This is a genomic window from Arenimonas sp. (genome assembly GCF_035312645.1).
Taxonomy (GTDB): Bacteria; Pseudomonadota; Gammaproteobacteria; order Xanthomonadales; family Xanthomonadaceae; genus Arenimonas.
Genome location: NZ_DATGBO010000061.1, coordinates 1 through 18,090, shown reverse-complemented (window position 1 = coordinate 18,090; position 18,090 = coordinate 1). Strand labels below are relative to the sequence as shown.

Below are 18,090 nucleotides of genomic sequence, written 5' to 3'. Positions count from 1 at the left end.
AAAAGCGTTGTCAGATCCTGCCGAGGATCAAATCGGCCGCACGTTCGGCAATCATCATCGTCGGGGCGTTGGTGTTGCCGCCGATGAGTTTCGGCATCACGGAAGCATCGACGACGCGCAGGCCTTTCACGCCGCGCACGCGCAACTGCGCATCGACGACGGCATCGGGGTCGTCATCGCGGCCGATCTTGCAGGTGCCGACCGGATGGTAGATCGACTCGGCCTTGCGGCGGATGAAATCGACGATCTCGGCATCGCTCTGCGCCTGTTCGCCGGGGAACAGTTCCGGGCCGCGAAACGGCGCGAAAGCCTCCTGCGCGAAGATTTTCCGTGAGAGGCGCACCGCTTCGATCATCACCTTGAGATCGAAACCCCCGGCGTCATTGAGATAACCGGGATCGATGCGCGCCTTGTCACCAGGATTGGCGCTGGCCAGGCTGACGCGGCCACGGCTTTTCGGGCGCAGGAAGCAGACGTGCAGCGTGTAGCCGGAACCGGGGAGGCGATTGCGGCCGTGGTCGTCGAGTTGCGCGGGCACGAAATGCAGTTGCAGGTCGGGACGGTCGTCTTCGGCAAGCGGCGAGCGCAGGAAACCGCCGGTCTCGGCGATGTTGCTGGTGCCCGGTCCCTGCTTGAACAGGTAGTACTGCAGGCCGATCAGCACGTCGTTGGTTTTGTCGTAGGTAATGTCCTGCGTGCAGCGCCGGATGGTGCAGGTGTCGAGGTGGTCCTGCAGGTTACCGCCGACGCCGGGCAGGTCAACGCGCACCTCGATGCCGTGCTGACGCAGATGCGCGGCCGGACCAATGCCTGAAAGCATGAGCAACTGCGGCGAGTTGATCGCGCCGCCGCAGAGAATCACTTCGCGGCGGGCGCCTTCGCAGAAGCCGCCCTTGCCGGCGACGGAATAGACCACGCCATTGGCGCGGCCGTCTTCGAACGTGACACGACTGGCGAGCGCGTGCGTGACCACCTTGAGATTGGGACGTGCGCGCACCGGCTTGAGGTAGGCGTCGGCGCTGGAGCAGCGCGCGCCGTTGCGGGTGGTGGTCTGGTACCAACCCATGCCTTCCTGCTGCGCGCCATTGAAATCATCGTTGACCGGCAGGCCGGCCTGCTTCGATGCTTCGAGGAAAACCGGCGACAAGGGGTTGCCGTAGCGATGATCGGAGACGCCGAGCGGGCCGTCGCCGCCGTGGAGTTCGCTGGCGCCGCGGCTGTTGCCTTCCGAGCGCTTGAAATACGGCAGGACCGCGTTCCAGTTCCAGCCCTCGGCGCCGAGGCTTTGCCACTCGTCGTAGTCGCGGGCATGGCCGCGGATGTAGCACATCGCGTTGATCGAGCTCGACCCGCCGAGCACTTTGCCGCGCGGCCACCACAGGCTGCGATTGCCCAGTTCCGGATCCGGCGCGGTGTTGTAGTCCCAGTTCACGCCCTTGTTGCCGACCAGCTTCGCCAGGCCCGCGGGCATGTGCACGAACGGATGCCAATCGCTGGGGCCGGCCTCGAGCAGCAGGACGCTGACGGCGGGATCTTCGCTCAACCGGTTGGCAAGCACGCAGCCGGCAGAACCGGCACCCACGATGATGTAGTCGTACACAGGGCTGTCTTTATTCGGTAACCGCCCGAGGCTAGGCCCGCCGCTTAGAGCAAATGCTTTAGGAATCGCGACGCTGGCGGGCGGGACGGCGCTTGGATTATGGTGCCCCGTCTCCCGGCGGTGCCCGCATGACCGAGTCGATGGCCCTCACCCAGCGTATTGCCCGACTCCGCGCAGCGATGCAGGAGTTTCCGCCACTGCTGTGGTCGTTCCTGTACTTTTTCTTCCTGCTCACCGGCTATTACGTGCTGCGCCCGGTGCGCGATGCGATGGGCGCCAATGCCGATGTTGAAGCGATCTTTCCGAAGGCGATGATCGGATGGTTCAGCGCGCACGGTATGACGTTGGGCGATTTCACCCTGCAGGCCCTGTTCACCGGCACCTTCATCTGCATGGTGCTGCTGCAGCCGGTTTACGGCGCGCTGGTCAGCCGATTTCCGCGGCGGGTATTCCTGCCGGTGGTGTATGGCGTCTTCATCGTCTGCCTGCTCGGCTTCTACGTTGCCTTCAATAGGGAAGTCCCCGGCCGCGGCGCGGCTTTCTTCATCTGGGTGGCGGTGTTCAACCTGTTCGCGGTGACGGTGTTTTGGAGTTTCATGTCCGACATCTACAGCGACCTGGAAGCGCGTCGCCTTTATGGCTACATCGCGGCGGGCGGTACCGTCGGTGGTTTTCTCGGGCCGGTGATCACCCGCCTGCTGGTCAACCGGATCGGCGTCGCCAATCTGCTGTTGGTATCGGCGGCACTGCTCGTCGCCTGTGTCTGGTGCATCGTGCGCCTGGGGTTCTGGGCGCGGCAGCGGGAAATCGAACGTGGCCAGCACGGCGAGGAGGCGATGGGCGGCAGCATTCTCGCCGGCCTGCGTCTGGTGCGGGAAACTCCCTTGTTGCGCGCCATGGCTGTGCTGATGTTCTTCGGCGTTGGTGTCGGCACGCTGCTGTACAACGAACAAGCGGCGATCGCGAAGATCTACTACATCGATGACGCGGCGCGCACCGCCTACTATTCCGGCATCGACCTGTGGATCAATTTCGTCGCGATCACGGTGCAATTGTTTTTCACCCGCCTGCTGCTGACGCGCTACGGTGTGGCGCCGCTACTGTTATTGCCGGCGCTTTTCATCCTGATCGGATTCTCGTTGCTCACGTTGTCGCCGCTACCTCTGCTGGTCGCAGTCGTGCAGATCTGTACGCGCGCCGGCGAGTTCTGTCTCGCCAAGCCGGCACGCGAAACCATCTACACCCGCGTCGATCGCCAGGTCCGCTACAAGGCCAAGGCGTTCATCGACACTGCGATCTATCGCGGCGGCGACCTGACCTTCGTCTGGACACACAAGCTGCTGTCCGCGTTCGGCTCGTCCGTGGTGTTCGGCGCAGGTATTGTCGTGGCCGCCGGGATGACCTTCGGGGCATGGCGCCTGATCCGTGAACAGGCCAGGCTGCCGGCAGAATCCCGCTGAGCGGGTCCCGAAAAGCCGCCACGGCCATCGTCAGCGCGGAACGAATTCATCGCCGCCGCAGTCAAGCCCCTGTCCCCAACTTTGGAAATCCGATCTTGAAACCTTTCCTGAAAACCTCGTTGCAAGCCTTGGTGCTGCTGCTCGTCGCCGGTTTCAGCATCGCCAGCATGGCCGCGCCTCCAGCCACTGACGATACCCGCACCATCGAAGCGCTGATCCAGTCGGTCGCGCAGCTCAAGGGCGCGGCGTTCATCCGCAACGGCTCTGAATACAGCGCCGTGCAGGCAGCGGATCATCTGCGCTTGAAGTGGCGCAAGGCCGGTTCGCGGGTGCACACGGCCGAGCAGTTCATCGATCTTTGTGCGACGCAGTCATCGATGAGCGGGCTGAAATATCGCATCCGTCTCGCCGATGGCGTGACTGTCGACAGCGCCGATTTCCTGCGCGCGCGTCTGATCGAGATCCGCAAGCGCGGCGCGATTGCCGCACCGACGAAATGATCCGCGTCCTGGCCGGGACGATTCTGTCGCCCGGCGCGGGGTAAGATCCCGCGCATTGCCTTGCTGGCTGTCGGTTGGGAGCGTGTGATGCGTACAGTTCATTTCGGCACGATATTCGTGCTCGCCGCGGCGACGCTTGCCGGCTGCAGATCGCTGCCGGTGGCATCGGAACCAACCGCTGCGCCGACCCCCGTGCTCACCACCGCGAGCAAGCCGACGGATGCCGCCGACAACAGTGTCGCTGCCGAGGCCGCGACCAACGCCGAGAAGCCTGTCTGGCCAGCGAGCTTTTCCGGCATCGTGCCCTGCGCCGATTGCGATGGCCTCAAATACGATCTGAACCTGTTCGCCGACGGCGTGTATTTCCTGCGCGCGACCTATATGGGAAAGCACGCGGGTGAAAATGGTTTTGACGACGTCGGCCGCTGGACCAAAGGCGAGGACGGCAAGACGATCCGGGTGCGCGGTGGCCTGGCATCGCCGTTGAAATTCCTGCTGCTCGACGATGGCTCCCTACGTTTGCTCGACGACAGCGGCGCGCCGCCGACCTTGGCGGCAAACACGCGCCTGCAGCGCGATGTCGACTTCCGCGAACTGGAACCGAAAATCCCGTTGCGCGGCATGTTTTTCCGTCGCGATGATGGTTCGCGTTTTCAGGATTGCCTGACCGGTCGCGATCTACCGGTAGCGGACGACGCGGACTATCCCGCGCTGGCCCGTGCTTACGATACCGCGGTCAAGGAGCCGGGGTTGCGCATTCTTGCCAGCGTCGACGGCAGCATCGCGCAACGCCTCAAGAGCCATGGCAATGGCGCGATGCAGGAAGTGCTGGTGGTTAATCGTTTCCGCAAGATCTGGCCCGGCGAAGGCTGCGCGCCGCATTACGTCGATGCGGCGATCGAAGGGACGCGCTGGCGTCTGTCGTTGATCGGCGCGCAGACCGTGGATCCGGATGCGGCGCCGCAGACGCCGGCGATCACGCTGGACAAGGCCGCAGGCAAACTGCAGGGGTCGACCGGCTGCAACAGCATCGCCGCCGCTTACACGCTCGAGGGCGATAGTCTGAGCTTCACCCCTGCGGTCATCACGCGCATGGCCTGCCCGGCGCCGGCGATGGTGCAGGAGTCGGCGATCGTCGCGATGCTCGGCAAGGTCGCGAGTGTCAAGGTGATCGGCCAGCAGCTCGAGCTGCATGGCAGCGATGGCGCCTTGCTGGCACGCTTTGACGCAGTTCCGGTGGATTGATCTGCGCGCGCAATCGCAATCTGTCTCAAGCCCCGCGTGCCATCACCGCGACCCCTGCGACCCGCGGATGATTTGCCGCATCTAAACCATCAGACGACGACCGGCATCATCAGGGAGTCCTGGTGATGCCGCTTGCATCGCCGGTTCGCGATCGGGCAGGCGGGGAGCAGTCGGTGGACGTGATGCAGGGATCCATGCAGCAGGCGCTAGTCGCCGAGCGCGCGCAGGTGCAATCGCTGCATCCGCCGCATTCGGGAACGGCGGTGGCGTCGGGACGGGCCTGTCTCGAAATCCATTTCGATCGGCCGATGACGCCGGCGATCCACATCTTCGGCGCAATGCCGGAAATCACCGGCGCGCCGGTCTGGGACGACGACGGCCGCGTGCTGCGCATCCCGGTGAGTCTGAGCGCACACACGAGTTACCGCCTGCTGCTCAACATCGATACCGGCGAGGGTTTCCGTAGCGTCACCGGCGAACCGCTGGCACCGCAGGAATGGCTGTTCGATGTGCGCTGATCAGCGCGCCGGTACCGGACTCAGCCACATGCGGATTTCAGCGTTGAACACGCGCTCGCCAGCGGGATCGAAGACGTCGACATTCACCGGCAGGTCGTAGCCCGATTCGCTGATAACCAGTGGAATCGCCGGCGTGGCCACGCCACGCAGCGTGCCGCTGGCTTTTTTCAGATACGACACGGTCATGCCTTTCGGAATCCAGCGCATGCCCTTCGGCAGGCTGGCATCGGTCATCACGCCGGCGGTGAGTTCGGCGAGGTTGCACAGCGCAATCGCGTGCACGGTGCCGATGTGATTGTGGACGCGGCGGCGGTCCTTGATCGTCGCCTCGCAGCGGCCATTTTCGAGCAGGGTGAAACGCGGCCCGATCGAACCAAAATACGGCGCCTTGAAACAAACCGCGCGCGTGAACAGCCAGTGGCCGAGCGGATAGCGGGTGAGCTTCTGGTAGAGGGCGAGGAGTGGAGTCATGGCGATGCTCGCGTGCTTGCTCCATCTTCAGTCGTCATCCCGGCGCAAGCCGGGATCCATTGAAGAACTGGCGAAATGAAATTGGGTCCCGGCTTGCGCCGGGATGACGGGTTTTCTTTTCCCGCGCGGGCCAGATCAGGCCGCGCGATGCTGCACGCTTTGCGGTCGATGTAGCGAGGCTGATTCAAGATCGGCCGAATCGAAATCATCGACGGTGATCGCGTCCCAGGTCAGTTCGCGCAATTCCTCGAGCTGGGCTTTTTCCTCGGCGGTGATCCAGCCTTCGCGCACGCCTTCCAGCAATTGTTCGGGGAAGGTGAGTGCTTCGATGTCGCTGTTCTTGAGTGCCTTGAGGAACTTGCGCTCGACCGGCTCGGCGAGGATCACCTTCGGCAAGGCGGCATTGATGCGACCGGCCGGATTGTTTTCGCAGGGCGTGAGGAAAACACCATCGGCGAGACGATCGCGCGCATCCGATGGCGACATCAGCAACGCCGCGGCACGGCGCCCCAGACGATCCGATGGCGCCTGCGCGCGACGGCCGATCGGGAACACCAGCATCCACAGCAGCCACGCCGCCGGACGGATCGGGAAATTGCGCAGCACGCCCGACATCGCCAACTCGATCTTGTGCGCGGCATCGTGGAAAGCCCACGCGAGCAGCGGCTGTTCGGTCGCCGGGCAACCATCGTCCTGGTAGCGCTTGAGCATCGCGCTGGTCAGGTACAACTGGCTCAGCACATCGCCCAGGCGTCCGGACAGTTTTTCCTTGAACTTGAGCTTGCCACCGAGCAACAGCATCGACGTATCGGCGAGCAGCGCCAGATTGGCCGAGTAGCGGTTGAGCTTGCGGTAGTAGCGCTTGGTGTAGGCATCGCCGGGTGCCGCGCCGATCTTGCTGGCGGTGAGCCCGAAGAACCAGCTGCGCACCGCGTTGGAAATCGCAAAGCCGATATGCCCGAAAAGATTGGTGTCGAAATCGCGCAGACGCGCAACCGGATCGGGATTCTGCGCCGCCTGCATTTCCTTGAGCACCCACGGATGGCAGCGGATCGCGCCTTGGCCGAAGATCATCAGGCTGCGGGTCATGATGTTGGCGCCTTCGACGGTGATCGAAATCGGCGCTGCCTGCCAGCCGCGGCCCAGATAATTCTTCGGCCCGAGGATCACGCCCTTGCCGCCGTGGATGTCCATCGCATCGCGTGCGACTTCACGGGCCATTTCCGTGCAGTGATATTTGGCGATCGCCGACGGCACCGCCGGCTTCTCGCCGCGATCCACCGCCGCCGCCGTTGCCTGCGACAACGCGGTCATCGCATAAGTGTTGCCGGCAATGCGTGCGAGCGCTTCTTCCACGCCTTCGAAGCGGCCGATCGACAGTCCGAACTGCTTGCGGATGCGCGAATACGCGCCGGTGACGACCGCGGCGAGTTTCGATGCGCCGCTGGAGGTCGATGGCAGGGTGATCGAGCGACCGATCGACAGGCACTCGACCAGCATGCGCCAGCCGTGGCCGACGTAGTCTTCGCCACCGATCATCTGCGACAGCGGCAGGAATACGTCCTTGCCGTGGATCGGGCCGTTCTGGAACACGCAGTTGAGCGGGAAGTGGCGGCGACCGATGTCCATGCCCGGTGTGCCGCGCGGCACCAACGCGAGCGTGATGCCGCGATCCTTCTTGTCGCTGAGCAGGCCGTCCGGATCGTATAGGCGGAACGCGAGGCCGATGATGGTCGCGACCGGCGCCAGCGTGATGTAGCGCTTTTCGAAATTCAGACGCACGCCGAGCACGCGCGCGCCGTTCCAGTCGCCCATGGTGACGATGCCGTAATCGGGGATCGAGGTCGCATCGGAGCCAGCGGTTGGGCCGGTGAGACCGAAGCAGGGGATTTCCCGGCCGTCGGCGAGGCGTGGCAGGTAATAGCTTTTCTGTTCGTCGGTGCCGTAATGCGCGAGCAGTTCGCCCGGGCCAAGCGAGTTAGGCACGCCGACGGTGGAGCTGAGCGTCGCCGATACCGAGGCCAGCTTCATGATCACGCGCGAGTGTGCGTAGGCGGAGAAACCGAGGCCGCCGTATTCCTTGGCGATGATCATGCCGAAGAACTTGTGCTTCTTGACGAACTCCCAGATTTCCGGCGCCAGGTCGGCGCGCACGTGCGTGGTTTCCCAGTCGTTGGTCATCTTGCAGACCTCTTCGACCGGGCCGTCGATGAAGGCCTGTTCTTCAGCGGTGAGCACCGGCTTGGGCTGGCTCAACAGCACGTCCCATTGCGGGCGACCGGAAAACAGTTCGCCTTCAAAACCGACCGTGCCCGCTTCCAGCGCCACGCGCTCGGTATCGGAAAGCGGCGGCAGGATCTTGGTATAGAACGACAGTAGCGGTGTGGTGATCAGACGCTGGCGCAGCGGCGTGATCAACAGCGGCAGCGCGAACAGCGCGAGGATCGCGGCGCAGACCACGGTGGCGGTGAAATTGCCGCCGGCAAGTCCGACCACCACGAGCAGGCTGGCGGCGAGCGCAACGAATACCGCCAGCGAGAAGCGGTGGTAGGCCGCGATACCGACTGCAATCAGCAGGGCGAGAAAGGGAAGCAGGATGCTCATCGGGGTGCTCCGGAAACGACAGTGTCTGAGGGGGAGGGCGAAAGAACCGGATCGGCCGGCGCTGTCGCTGAACGCGAGAATTGTGCGCCCAAAAAGTCGAGCAGGGTGCCGGTGAAGGCGTCGTTGTCGTCGCCGGCGACCATGTGCGTGGCCTCCGGCAACTGGATGTGTCGCGCATGCGGCACGCATTCGAGAAAGTGTTCGACGGTTCGCGCAGAAACGAGATCGCTGCGGCCGCCGCTGACCAGCAGCATGGGGATGTCGATGCTGCGCGCGGCATCGGCGATCTGGTCTTGCAAGTGTTCGCTGCCGATCACGAATTCCGGCATCAGGCGTGGATCCCAATGCCAGCGCAGTTGGCCGTCGTCATCGCGGCGCAGGATGTGCGCGAGTTGCTCCGGCGTCTTGCGCTCGCGCCGATGCGGCAGGTAGTCGGAGATCGCTTCGGCGGCGTGTTCGAAGGAATCGAAGCCATCCGGAAACGCGGTCATGAAGGCGTGGATGCGCTGCATACCGGCGGCCTCCCAGCGCGGGGTGACATCAACCAGCACCAGTGCCGAGAAAGGTCGCTGTTGCACCTGCGCCATCATTCCTGTCAGGCCACCCATCGAAGCACCGACCAATACCGGCTTGCGATCGAAAGTTTGTGCGGCGGCGATGACATCGCCGACGAATTGTTCCGCGGCGTAGAGCACATGTGCCGGGTTGCGTCCGGACTGGCCATGCCCACGCATGTCCCAGCTCATGCCCGGATAGCCGGCCTTGGCCAAAACGCATTGCGTGGCTGACCAGCTTTGCCGGGTCTGCCCGAAACCATGGGCGAGCAGCACCGGCTGCAGATCGCCGTCGCTGCGTTCGCCGATCAGGCTGAGGCCATCCGCGCTCTGGAATGCCAGGGCGTGGTTGCCTGCTGCGGATGGGGTTTCGTTGGCTACCATACGGGCAAGTATGGCTTTTCGGGATTTGCCCTGTCAATACTTGAGCGTATGTTGCACACTTCAGCTCCCGCGCCGTTTCATCCAGCGGCCATCATCGTTAAACTTGGTTCCGTATGGTCGCGATCGCCCAGAAACTCGAAAAAACCCGGCTCAGTGCCGAAGATTGGGCCCTAGCGGCCCTGGATGTCATTGCCGAACAGGGCTTGGCAGCCGTGGCTGTCGAACCATTGGCGCGCCGTCTGGGCGTGACCAAGGGCAGCTTCTACTGGCATTTCCCCTCACGTGAAGCCTTGCTCGTCGCGGCGCTGGAGCGCTGGGAAAAGACCGAACAGGAAACCGTGTTCGGCCAGCTCGAGGCCATCCCGGAGCCGCGCGCCCGCCTGCGTGCATTGTTCCAGCTGGTCGCTCACGAACTGAAGCCACACGTCATTTATAGCGAGTTGCTGAAAGCTCTCGACCATCCGGTGGTCAAGCCGGTCCTGAGTCGGGTTTCGGAGCGCCGTCTCGACTATCTCACCGCCAGTTTCCGTCAGGCCGGCCTGGGCAGGCTGGATGCGCAGAACCGCGCGCGCCTGTTGTACGCGGCCTATGTCGGTTTCCTGCAGCTGTCGCTGCAGTTGGGTCAGCCGCGCCTGCATCACGACGAGTTCGACGCCTACGTCAACCACGTGATGACGACACTGATTCCGGAGTAAGACCGGCAGCGATTTTTCCACGCGACTTGCGCGCGAGCCTTTTTCCCTTTCCGAGTCTTGCCATGCCCACCCAGTTTGCTGCCCTCAAACAGTGGGTCGAGTCCGTCGCCGGACTGACCCAGCCCGAATCGATTCATTGGTGCGATGGTTCTGATGCCGAGAACGCCAAGCTCATCGAACTCATGCTCGCCACCGGCGACCTGATCAAGCTCAACGAAAAGACGCATCCGAACTGCTATCTGCATCGCTCCAGTCCGTCCGACGTCGCGCGCGTCGAACACCTGACCTTCGTGTGCACTAGCAACGAGGAAGACGCTGGACCGAACAATCACTGGATGGCGCCAGCCGAGGCGCACGCGAAGATGCAAGCGCTTTACGCCGGATGCATGCGTGGTCGCACGATGTACGTGGTGCCGTATTGCATGGGCCCCATCGATTCGCCGCTGTCGCGTTGCGGCGTCGAGATCACCGACTCGCCGTATGTGGTTGCCAACATGCGCATCATGACGCGCATGGGTGCCGCCGCGATGGCGCGCATCGAGCGCGAGGGTAGCTTCGTAAAGGGCCTGCATTCGATCGGCGACCTCAATCCCGATCGTCGCTTCATCATGCATTTCCCGGAAGAGCTGGCGATCCAGAGTTTCGGTTCCGGCTATGGCGGTAACGCGCTGCTCGGCAAGAAATGCCATGCGTTGCGCATCGCTTCCCACCAGGCGCGCAACGAAGGCTGGCTGGCCGAACACATGCTGATCGTCGGCATCGAGAATCCGAAAGGCGAAACGCATTACGTCGCCGCCGCGTTCCCCAGCGCCTGCGGCAAGACCAATCTGGCGATGCTGATTCCGCCAGAAGGTTATCGGCAGGATGGCTGGAAAGTATGGACGGTCGGCGACGACATCTGCTGGATGCGCCCGGGCGCCGATGGCCGCCTGTATGCGATCAACCCCGAGGCCGGCTATTTCGGCGTCGCGCCGGGTACCAGCGCCAAGACCAATCCGAACGCGCTGGCGATGCTCAACAAGGATGCGATCTTCACCAACGTCGGCGTCACCGCCGACAACCAGCCGTGGTGGGAAGGTCTGCCGGAAGGCGTGCCGGTAAAGGATTGGCAGGGCCGCGATTACGACCAGGCCAACGGCCCGGCGGCGCATCCGAATTCCCGTTTCACCGTGTCGGCGATCAACTGCCCGAGTTACACCGCGCATGCCGAAGACGCCCAGGGCGTGCCGTTGTCGGCAATCGTGTTCGGCGGCCGGCGCGAATCGCTGGTGCCGCTGGTGTTCGAGGCGCGCGACTGGACGCATGGCGTATTGGTCGGCGCTTCGATGGCGTCGGAAACCACAGCAGCGGCCACTGGTGCGGTCGGCGTGGTGCGTCGCGATTCGATGGCGATGAAACCGTTCGCCGGCTACAACTTCGCCGATTATTTCAGCCACTGGCTGTCGTTCGACAAGCCCGGCGCGAAGCTGCCGAAAATTTTCCACGTGAACTGGTTCCGCAAAGGCAGTGATGGCAAGTTCATGTGGCCGGGCTTCGGCGACAACCTGCGCGTGCTCGAGTGGATGCTCAAGCGCGTCGAAGGCACGGCTGCGGCGGTCGAGACGCCGATAGGCAATCTGCCGGTCGCTGCGGACCTCAACACCCAGGGTCTGGATCTCGCGCCGGCCGTACTCGAGCAGCTGCTGGCAGTGGATCATTCCGGCTGGCAGGCGGAGATGCAGGCGATCGGAACCTACCTCGCCGACTACGGTTCGCGTACGCCGGCGGCATTGCAGGCCGAGCAGCGAAAGATCGCGGCTGCGCTCGGCTGATCGGTACCCGCTTTTATATATCCCTCTTCTATATATATGGATGAGAACGGGTCGGCCTTGCCGGCCCGTTTTTGTTGGCGGCCACGGATAATCCCGGCATGAAGGCTTTCTACTGCCACCACTTCGTGCTGCCGTTGCCGGAAACGCATCGTTTCCCGATGGCCAAATATCGGATGCTGCATGAGCGGGTGGCGACGCACGCTGCGGCCTGGGGCATCGAGTTGATCGAGCCGGAGGCCGCAGGCGATGCCGACCTGCTTCGCGTCCACAGCGCCGATTACATCAGGCGGATGACGACGGGGCAGGCAGTGGATCAGGACATGCGCCGTATCGGGTTTCCCTGGTCGCTACAGATGATCGAGCGTTCGCGACGTTCGGCGGGCGGCACGATGGCGGCCTTGCGGGTGGCGCTGGCGGGCGGGGGCATCGCGGTGAATCTCGCTGGCGGCACGCATCATGCGGGCTACGATCGCGGCGGAGGCTACTGCGTCTTCAACGATTCGGTGATTGCGGCTCGCCACGTGCAGAACCTTGGATTGGTCGCGCGCGTGCTGGTGATCGATCTGGATGTGCACCAGGGCAATGGCACGGCGGAACTCTGCGCCGACGACGACAGCGTCTTTACCTTCTCGATGCATGCGGCCCGGAACTACCCGGCGATCAAGCCGGCTTCGGATCTGGATGTAGGATTGCCCGACGGCACTGGCGATGCCGAATATCTCGACGCGCTAGCGAGGTACTTGCCGCAGGCGATGGAGCGCGCGCGGGCAGATGCAGTGATCTATCTCGCCGGCGCGGATCCCTTTTTCGGCGACCGGCTGGGCCATCTCGCCTTAACAAAAGCCGGTTTGGCCGAGCGCGACCGGCAGGTGATCTCGGTCTGTCGCCGGCAAGGGCTTGCGATGGCGATCAGCATGGCTGGGGGGTATGCGGCGGCGGTCGAGGACATCGTCGATATCCATCTCGAGACCGTCCGCCTGGCTGCAAGTATCACTTAACTTGATGATATCAATGGGATTAATGCTTGCAGGGAGGTATGGCGAAAACACCCTGCGACATATCGATTTAGTGACCGTGCTCTATATTGTTAAAGATTCGTTCCATGCTATATTCGGCCCGTCATGCTCCGTGCGTTGACGTCTTTTTTCCGTACCACTGTCCCTAACGAGGGTTAACAAATGGCTTCCAAGATCATTAACGTGGGTCTGAAGCGGACCGCACTGAGCCTGGCGCTCGGTATGTGCTTCGCTGGCAGCGTCCTTGCTCAGTCCAACTCCGCCGGCGCCATCGCCGGTACGACGACTGCAGGCGCGACCGTCACCATCGAGAATCCGGCTACCGGCTTCAAGCGCGAAGTCACTGCCGATGCTAACGGCAACTATCGCGTTGGTTCGCTGCAGACCGGCGCATACAAAGTCACCACCGGCGGCAAGACGAGCGACGTCAACGTCACCATCGGCGGCACGGCGCAGGCGACCAATGTCACCGGCATCACCGTTCAGGGCAATGGCACGATCAACGCCATCGACGTGTCCTCGGTCGAATCCACAACCATCCTGACCGCCGAACAGATTGCGAAGATTCCGGTCCCCCGCAACATCACGGCCGTCGCCCTGCTGGCACCGGGCACCGTGCGCGGCGATGCGGCGTTCGGCAACCTGGCTTCCTTCGGCGGTTCGTCCGTCGCCGAGAACGCCTACTTCGTCAACGGCTTCAACATCACCGACGCCTTCAAGAACCTCAACTTCGGTCAGGTTCCGTTCGAAGCGATCGCTGAGCAGCAGGTCAAGACCGGCGGCTACGGCGCCGAGTTCGGTCGTTCCACCGGCGGCGTGATCAACCTGGTCACCAAGCGCGGTACCAACGATTTCCATGCGGGCGGCAGCCTGTTCATCTCTCCGGAATCGCTGTCCGAGAAGAACCCGAACCGCTATTCGAATTCGGGCGTTGTTTTCGGCGGATCCGGTACCACTCCCGTCAATACCTTCCAGACCGTGCGCTTGCTGGAAAACAACAGCAAGGACAGCCGTGGTACCAATACCACCGCCTCGATTTGGGCTAGCGGCGCGCTCGTCAAGGATCACCTCTTTGCTTATGCCTTGCTGCAGTATGGTCGCGTTTCCGGCGTAGAGGGTTATGGCGTCAACACCTCCACGACCAATGCGTCCGCCAGCAGCAAGTCCCCGACCTGGTTGGTCAAGCTGGACTGGAACATCAGCGACAGCCACATCCTCGAGCTGACCGCGTTCTCCGACCTTACCCGCACCGAGACCGATGTCTATGACAATCTGAATCCGGCGAATTTCGGCGGTGATGCCAACATCGCTCTGCAGCGTACGAAGTACGACGGCACGGTGTTCGACAAGGCCGGTGGCAACAGCTACTCGCTGAAATACACCGGCTACCTGACCGACAACTTCACCCTGTCGGCCCTGTATGGCCGCGGCGAATCCAGCCGTAGCGATTACGGCGTGACCGCTGCTGGCGTCCGCGAAGCCTATACGGGTAACGTTGGCGGCAGCACGGCAGGTCTGGGTTGCCCGGTCATTACCGACAGCCGTCCGTCCTCGCCGGCCAATCCGCCGATTGCCAACTGCGGCTTCATCGGTACCCTGGGCAGCACCAAGGCCAAGGATCAGCGCGACCAGTTCCGCATCGATGCGGAATGGACGCTCGGTGATCACCTGCTGCGCTTCGGCTTCGACGGCGATCGTTTCAAGAGCTACGACGCCGAGAGCCTGGAAGGCGGCACGCAGTGGCGCTACTTCAGCAACAATCTGGTGCGCCAGCGCGTGTTCCAGACGGGCGCGGGCGTGGAAGTCGATTCCAACGCGTTCTACGTCGAAGATCGCTGGCAGATCACCAACAATTTCCTGGCTTATGCCGGTCTGCGTTGGGATAGCTTCGCGAACAAGAATGGTGCTGGTCAGGAATTCGTCAAGATCAAGAACCAGTTCGGCCCGCGTCTCGGCTTCTCTTGGGACGTGAATGGCGACGGCAAGTTCAAGGTCTTCGGCAACGCCGGTCGTTACGCCCTGCCGCTCACCGCGACGGTGGCCGTGCGTGGCGCCAGCGCCTCCTTGTTCAGCCAGCAGTTCTTCAACTACACCGGTACGGATCCCGTTACCGGCGCCCCGACGGGTCTGACCCCGTACGCGCCGATCGCGTATCTGAACAACGAGTTCGGTGTTGCCAAGAACGCCAAGACGATCGCTTCGCAGAACCTCAAGCCGATGTATCAGGATGAGTACATCCTCGGCTTCCAGGCTCAGCTGACCGACAACATCTCGGGCGGCGTGCGCGGTATCTATCGTGACCTCAAGACCGCGATCGATGACCAGTGCGATGACCGCGCGACGTCCGATTGGGCCGCGGCGAATCCGGGCTGGCAGACGCCGGGTCACACCACGTACGACTACAACAACGCGAACCACCCGTTCTGCGTCCTGTACAACCCGGGTAGCGACATCGTTCACTACTCCGACGTGAACAGCGACGGCATCCTCGAGCTGGTGACCATTCCGGCCGCCAAGGCGGGCCCGAAAGCCAAGCGTACCTACAAGGCTGTCGAGTTCTTTGCCGAAGGCAACTGGGACAAGTTCTTCGTGCAGGCGTCGTACACCTGGTCGCAGAGCTACGGCAACACCGAAGGTGGCGTGAAGTCGGATATCGGCCAGGATGACACCGGCACGACCCAGGACTTCGACTACCCGGAACTTTCGATCGGTTCTGAAGGCTTCCTGCCGAACGACCGTCGTCACTCCTTCAAGATCTTCGGCAACTACGAGATCAACGACGAGTGGTCGGTTGGCGCGAACATCCTCGTGCAGTCGGGTCGTCCGATCAACTGCTTCGGCGTCTACGCTTCCGATCCGGTTGGCTACGGCAACAGCTACTTCTCCTGCGACAATACCAACGCGCGTGATCCTGCCGGTCCGGCCGGCGCCACAAACAACGGCTCCACCGTTGTGCCGCGTGGTACCGCTGGTCGTGAGCCGTGGCAGCGTTCGCTGGATCTGAACGTTGCTTACAAGCCGAGCTGGGGTGATGGCAAGCTGACCTTCAAGGGCGACGTGTTCAACGTGTTCAATGAGCACACCGTCACCACGGTCAACGAGTTCGGCGAGACCACCGTTGGTCAGCCGCAGCCGACCCTGTACAAGGTGCCGGCTGGCTTCCAGGCCGCTCGTTCGTTCCGCTTCCTGGTGCAGTACGACTACTAGCAATTGCTGTAATCGCTGGTTTGAGCGGCCGCCTTCGGGCGGCCGCTTTTTTTTCGTCGCCGTCGCTGATTTCAAATCGGTGTCCGCGCCGCGCCCGCATGTCAAAATGCCGCGATGGCCAATGTCGACATGCAAATAGCCGCGCAGTGGCGCGCTGCCGAACAGTGCCGGCTGCAATCCCGCTGGGATGCCGCTCTCGAGGGCTATCTGGCATTGCTGGCCCTGCAACCTGCACATGTTCCGGCACTGCTTCGCCTCAGTGAGGTTCACGAGATTCGCGGCGACTATCGTGCGGCGCTGAATGCCGTTTTGGCGGCCCATGCCCAACGTCCGCTGCAACCGATCCTGCTGTTTGCATTGGCGCAGCGTCTGCGGCGTTTCAATGAAATCCATGCCCTGATCGAATGCGTCAAAAGCCCTGTTCTGATGGACGCGGCCAACGCCGGCATCCTCGCCGAGCTAGGTACGGCGCTGAGCCTGCTGGGGGAGCTCGAGCTCGCAACCGCCTATATCGATCGTGCCGTCGCGATGGTGGGCGAGGATCCGCCGCTCATCTACAGCCGAGCGCGAATCCATGAGTTTTCCGGCAACTTCGATGCCGCGGAAAGCGATTTGCGCCATGTCATCACGCGCAGCCCGGACGACTCCTTCGCGCATTGGTCGCTCAGCAAGCTGCCTGCGAAAAACCAGCGTCCATCCGATATCGACGCACTGCGCGGAGCTCTGCAGCGCGCGCCGGTCGACAGCCACGCGATGGCGAATCTGCACTACGCGCTATTCAACCACCTCGATCGCCAGGACGATTCCGCAGCGGCCTGGCGCAGCCTGGAACAGGCCAATCGGATCATGCATTCGGTGGTCGCTTACGACGCCGCGGCCGCGTCACGGCTTTTCGAGGCATTGGAGCGATGCGCTTTCCCGGATGCCATTGGTCCTGCGGATCCGTCTTTGCGGCTGCCCGTTCCGATATTCGTCGTCGGTTTGCACCGTACCGGCACAACGTTGCTCGAGAGTTTGCTCGGGCGCCGCGCGGACGTCGCGAACGGCGGGGAACTGTACGACTTCCCCGCGCAGTTGCGCTGGGCCTGCAATCGCGATTTCCCCGGTGCCTGCGACCTCGTGGTAGCGCAACGGATTGCCTCGATGGATCTTGCGAAAGTCGGCGAACGCTACCTCGACCACGTCGCCTGGCGGGCCCGCGGCAAGCGTTTCATCATCGACAAATTGCCGGCGAACTTCCTCAACGCCGGCTTCATTGCCGCGGCTCTGCCGCAGGCGAAGATCGTTCACCTCGTGCGCGATCCGATGGACGCGTGCTTCTCCAACCTCAAGGAAATTTTCTCCGGGGTCGCGCGTTACAGCTACGACCAACAAGACATGGCCGACTATTGCGCGGACTACCACGCGCTGATGGCGCATTGGCGCGCGCGGTTTCCCGACAGGATCCTGGATGTCGGATATGCCGATCTGGTGCGCGATCCCGAGCACACGCTTGCGCGGGTCGCAGCTTTTTGCGGGATGTCGGAAATGACGATTGGCGCTGCCGAAGCGGCGGAAAACAAGCCGATAACCACCGCCAGCAGCGCGCAAGTGCGCGGCGAGATCCATCAGCGCGGCCTCGGTGCGTGGACGCGCTATGCGCCTCAGCTTGAGCCCCTTCGGCGACGTCTGGCGGCACGGGGGCTGGCATGACAGCACGAATGCTTCCTCGCGCCGGCACGAAGAAAGCCAAACATCGATCAGCAAGTCGGTAACCGGAGACGCGACAAGCTCCCGGGTACCGGGCGATCGCTTCCTGGCAACGGATTCGGCGAGGGAGCGAATGCTCCATGGCGATCGCCATCGGCAGGATTTCTCCCTCCGCGCCAGGCTTGGCTGGCATTCGTTTTGCCCAGCAAGCACAATCCTCGCAGGCGCTCAGCGAGCAGCGTATTTTCCGGTCGATGTTCCGATGAGCGCGCAGGTTCCGCGACAAATTTCCAGGATCGACGCGCTGCTCTCCCAAGGCGATCTCGCCGGCGCGAT

Annotated in this window: 14 protein-coding genes; 10 read left to right on the top strand and 4 right to left on the bottom strand. The window is 62.9% G+C overall.

Going from position 1 to position 18,090, the window contains the following annotated elements:
• Positions 1–10 precede the first annotated feature (10 nt).
• Entirely contained in the window at positions 11–1,600 is a 1,590-nt protein-coding gene (locus VKM35_RS05630; protein ID WP_324319242.1) for a choline dehydrogenase, read from the bottom strand.
• A 128-nt stretch (positions 1,601–1,728) separates the two neighbouring features.
• Here VKM35_RS05630 and VKM35_RS05625 point away from each other — a divergent pair, with 128 nt between their 5' ends.
• The 4 genes from VKM35_RS05625 (at position 1,729) to VKM35_RS05610 (ending at position 5,323) form a co-directional block, all read left to right on the top strand.
• The gene (locus tag VKM35_RS05625) at positions 1,729–3,060 is read left to right on the top strand and encodes an NTP/NDP exchange transporter (RefSeq protein WP_324319240.1); all 1,332 of its coding nucleotides are present in this window, start codon (positions 1,729–1,731) and stop codon (positions 3,058–3,060) included.
• A 95-nt stretch (positions 3,061–3,155) separates the two neighbouring features.
• The gene (locus VKM35_RS05620) at positions 3,156–3,560 is read left to right on the top strand and encodes a DUF5329 family protein (RefSeq protein ID WP_324319238.1); all 405 of its coding nucleotides are present in this window, start codon (positions 3,156–3,158) and stop codon (positions 3,558–3,560) included.
• 87 nt (positions 3,561–3,647) lie between these two features.
• Positions 3,648–4,805, top strand: coding sequence for an META domain-containing protein (locus VKM35_RS05615; protein ID WP_324319236.1), 1,158 nt, complete (start codon positions 3,648–3,650; stop codon positions 4,803–4,805).
• A 194-nt stretch (positions 4,806–4,999) separates the two neighbouring features.
• Complete coding sequence (locus VKM35_RS05610; RefSeq protein WP_324319234.1) at positions 5,000–5,323, top strand: hypothetical protein; 324 nt, start codon at positions 5,000–5,002, stop codon at positions 5,321–5,323.
• Here VKM35_RS05610 and VKM35_RS05605 read toward each other — a convergent pair whose 3' ends face one another.
• The 3 genes from VKM35_RS05605 to VKM35_RS05595 form a co-directional block, all read right to left on the bottom strand.
• Positions 5,324–5,794, bottom strand: a complete 471-nt coding sequence (locus VKM35_RS05605) for a hotdog fold domain-containing protein (RefSeq protein WP_324319232.1) — start codon at positions 5,792–5,794, stop codon at positions 5,324–5,326.
• Positions 5,795–5,929: 135 nt separating this feature from the next.
• On the bottom strand, positions 5,930–8,398 hold the full coding sequence (locus VKM35_RS05600) for an acyl-CoA dehydrogenase (RefSeq protein ID WP_324319230.1): 2,469 nt from the start codon (positions 8,396–8,398) through the stop codon (positions 5,930–5,932).
• Positions 8,395–9,336 carry an alpha/beta hydrolase gene (locus tag VKM35_RS05595; protein WP_324319228.1) on the bottom strand — a complete coding sequence of 314 codons (942 nt, stop codon included), beginning with the start codon at positions 9,334–9,336 and terminating at the stop codon, positions 8,395–8,397. Before VKM35_RS05595 ends, VKM35_RS05600 begins: the two co-directional genes overlap by 4 nt.
• A gap of 113 nt (positions 9,337–9,449) precedes the next feature.
• Here VKM35_RS05595 and VKM35_RS05590 point away from each other — a divergent pair, with 113 nt between their 5' ends.
• From VKM35_RS05590 to VKM35_RS05565, 6 genes are all read left to right on the top strand, one after another.
• Positions 9,450–10,031 carry a TetR/AcrR family transcriptional regulator gene (locus VKM35_RS05590; protein ID WP_324319226.1) on the top strand — a complete coding sequence of 194 codons (582 nt, stop codon included), beginning with the start codon at positions 9,450–9,452 and terminating at the stop codon, positions 10,029–10,031.
• Between the two features lie 62 nt (positions 10,032–10,093).
• Positions 10,094–11,842 carry a phosphoenolpyruvate carboxykinase (GTP) gene (locus tag VKM35_RS05585; RefSeq protein WP_324319224.1) on the top strand — a complete coding sequence of 583 codons (1,749 nt, stop codon included), beginning with the start codon at positions 10,094–10,096 and terminating at the stop codon, positions 11,840–11,842.
• Positions 11,843–11,967: 125 nt separating this feature from the next.
• Complete coding sequence (locus VKM35_RS05580; protein WP_324319222.1) at positions 11,968–12,840, top strand: histone deacetylase; 873 nt, start codon at positions 11,968–11,970, stop codon at positions 12,838–12,840.
• A gap of 180 nt (positions 12,841–13,020) precedes the next feature.
• Complete coding sequence (locus VKM35_RS05575) at positions 13,021–16,065, top strand: TonB-dependent receptor (protein ID WP_324319220.1); 3,045 nt, start codon at positions 13,021–13,023, stop codon at positions 16,063–16,065.
• A 114-nt stretch (positions 16,066–16,179) separates the two neighbouring features.
• A complete protein-coding gene (locus VKM35_RS05570; protein ID WP_324319217.1) occupies positions 16,180–17,757 on the top strand; it encodes a tetratricopeptide repeat-containing sulfotransferase family protein in 1,578 nt (525 codons plus the stop codon).
• Between the two features lie 130 nt (positions 17,758–17,887).
• Positions 17,888–18,090 (top strand): hypothetical protein (locus tag VKM35_RS05565; protein ID WP_324319214.1); only part of this gene is annotated, 203 nt, incomplete at its 3' end.

What these genes read in the sequence shown, in the direction of transcription:
- VKM35_RS05625 (WP_324319240.1), top strand. Translation starts at nt 1,729, where the DNA reads ATGACCGAGTCGATGGCCCTCACCCAGCGTATTGCCCGACTCCGCGCA.
- VKM35_RS05615 (WP_324319236.1), top strand. Translation starts at nt 3,648, where the DNA reads ATGCGTACAGTTCATTTCGGCACGATATTCGTGCTCGCCGCGGCGACG.
- VKM35_RS05610 (WP_324319234.1), top strand. Translation starts at nt 5,000, where the DNA reads ATGCAGCAGGCGCTAGTCGCCGAGCGCGCGCAGGTGCAATCGCTGCAT.
- VKM35_RS05605 (WP_324319232.1), bottom strand. Translation starts at nt 5,794, where the DNA reads ATGACTCCACTCCTCGCCCTCTACCAGAAGCTCACCCGCTATCCGCTC.
- VKM35_RS05600 (WP_324319230.1), bottom strand. Translation starts at nt 8,398, where the DNA reads ATGAGCATCCTGCTTCCCTTTCTCGCCCTGCTGATTGCAGTCGGTATC.
- VKM35_RS05595 (WP_324319228.1), bottom strand. Translation starts at nt 9,336, where the DNA reads ATGGTAGCCAACGAAACCCCATCCGCAGCAGGCAACCACGCCCTGGCA.
- VKM35_RS05590 (WP_324319226.1), top strand. Translation starts at nt 9,450, where the DNA reads ATGGTCGCGATCGCCCAGAAACTCGAAAAAACCCGGCTCAGTGCCGAA.
- VKM35_RS05585 (WP_324319224.1), top strand. Translation starts at nt 10,094, where the DNA reads ATGCCCACCCAGTTTGCTGCCCTCAAACAGTGGGTCGAGTCCGTCGCC.
- VKM35_RS05575 (WP_324319220.1), top strand. Translation starts at nt 13,021, where the DNA reads ATGGCTTCCAAGATCATTAACGTGGGTCTGAAGCGGACCGCACTGAGC.
- VKM35_RS05570 (WP_324319217.1), top strand. Translation starts at nt 16,180, where the DNA reads ATGGCCAATGTCGACATGCAAATAGCCGCGCAGTGGCGCGCTGCCGAA.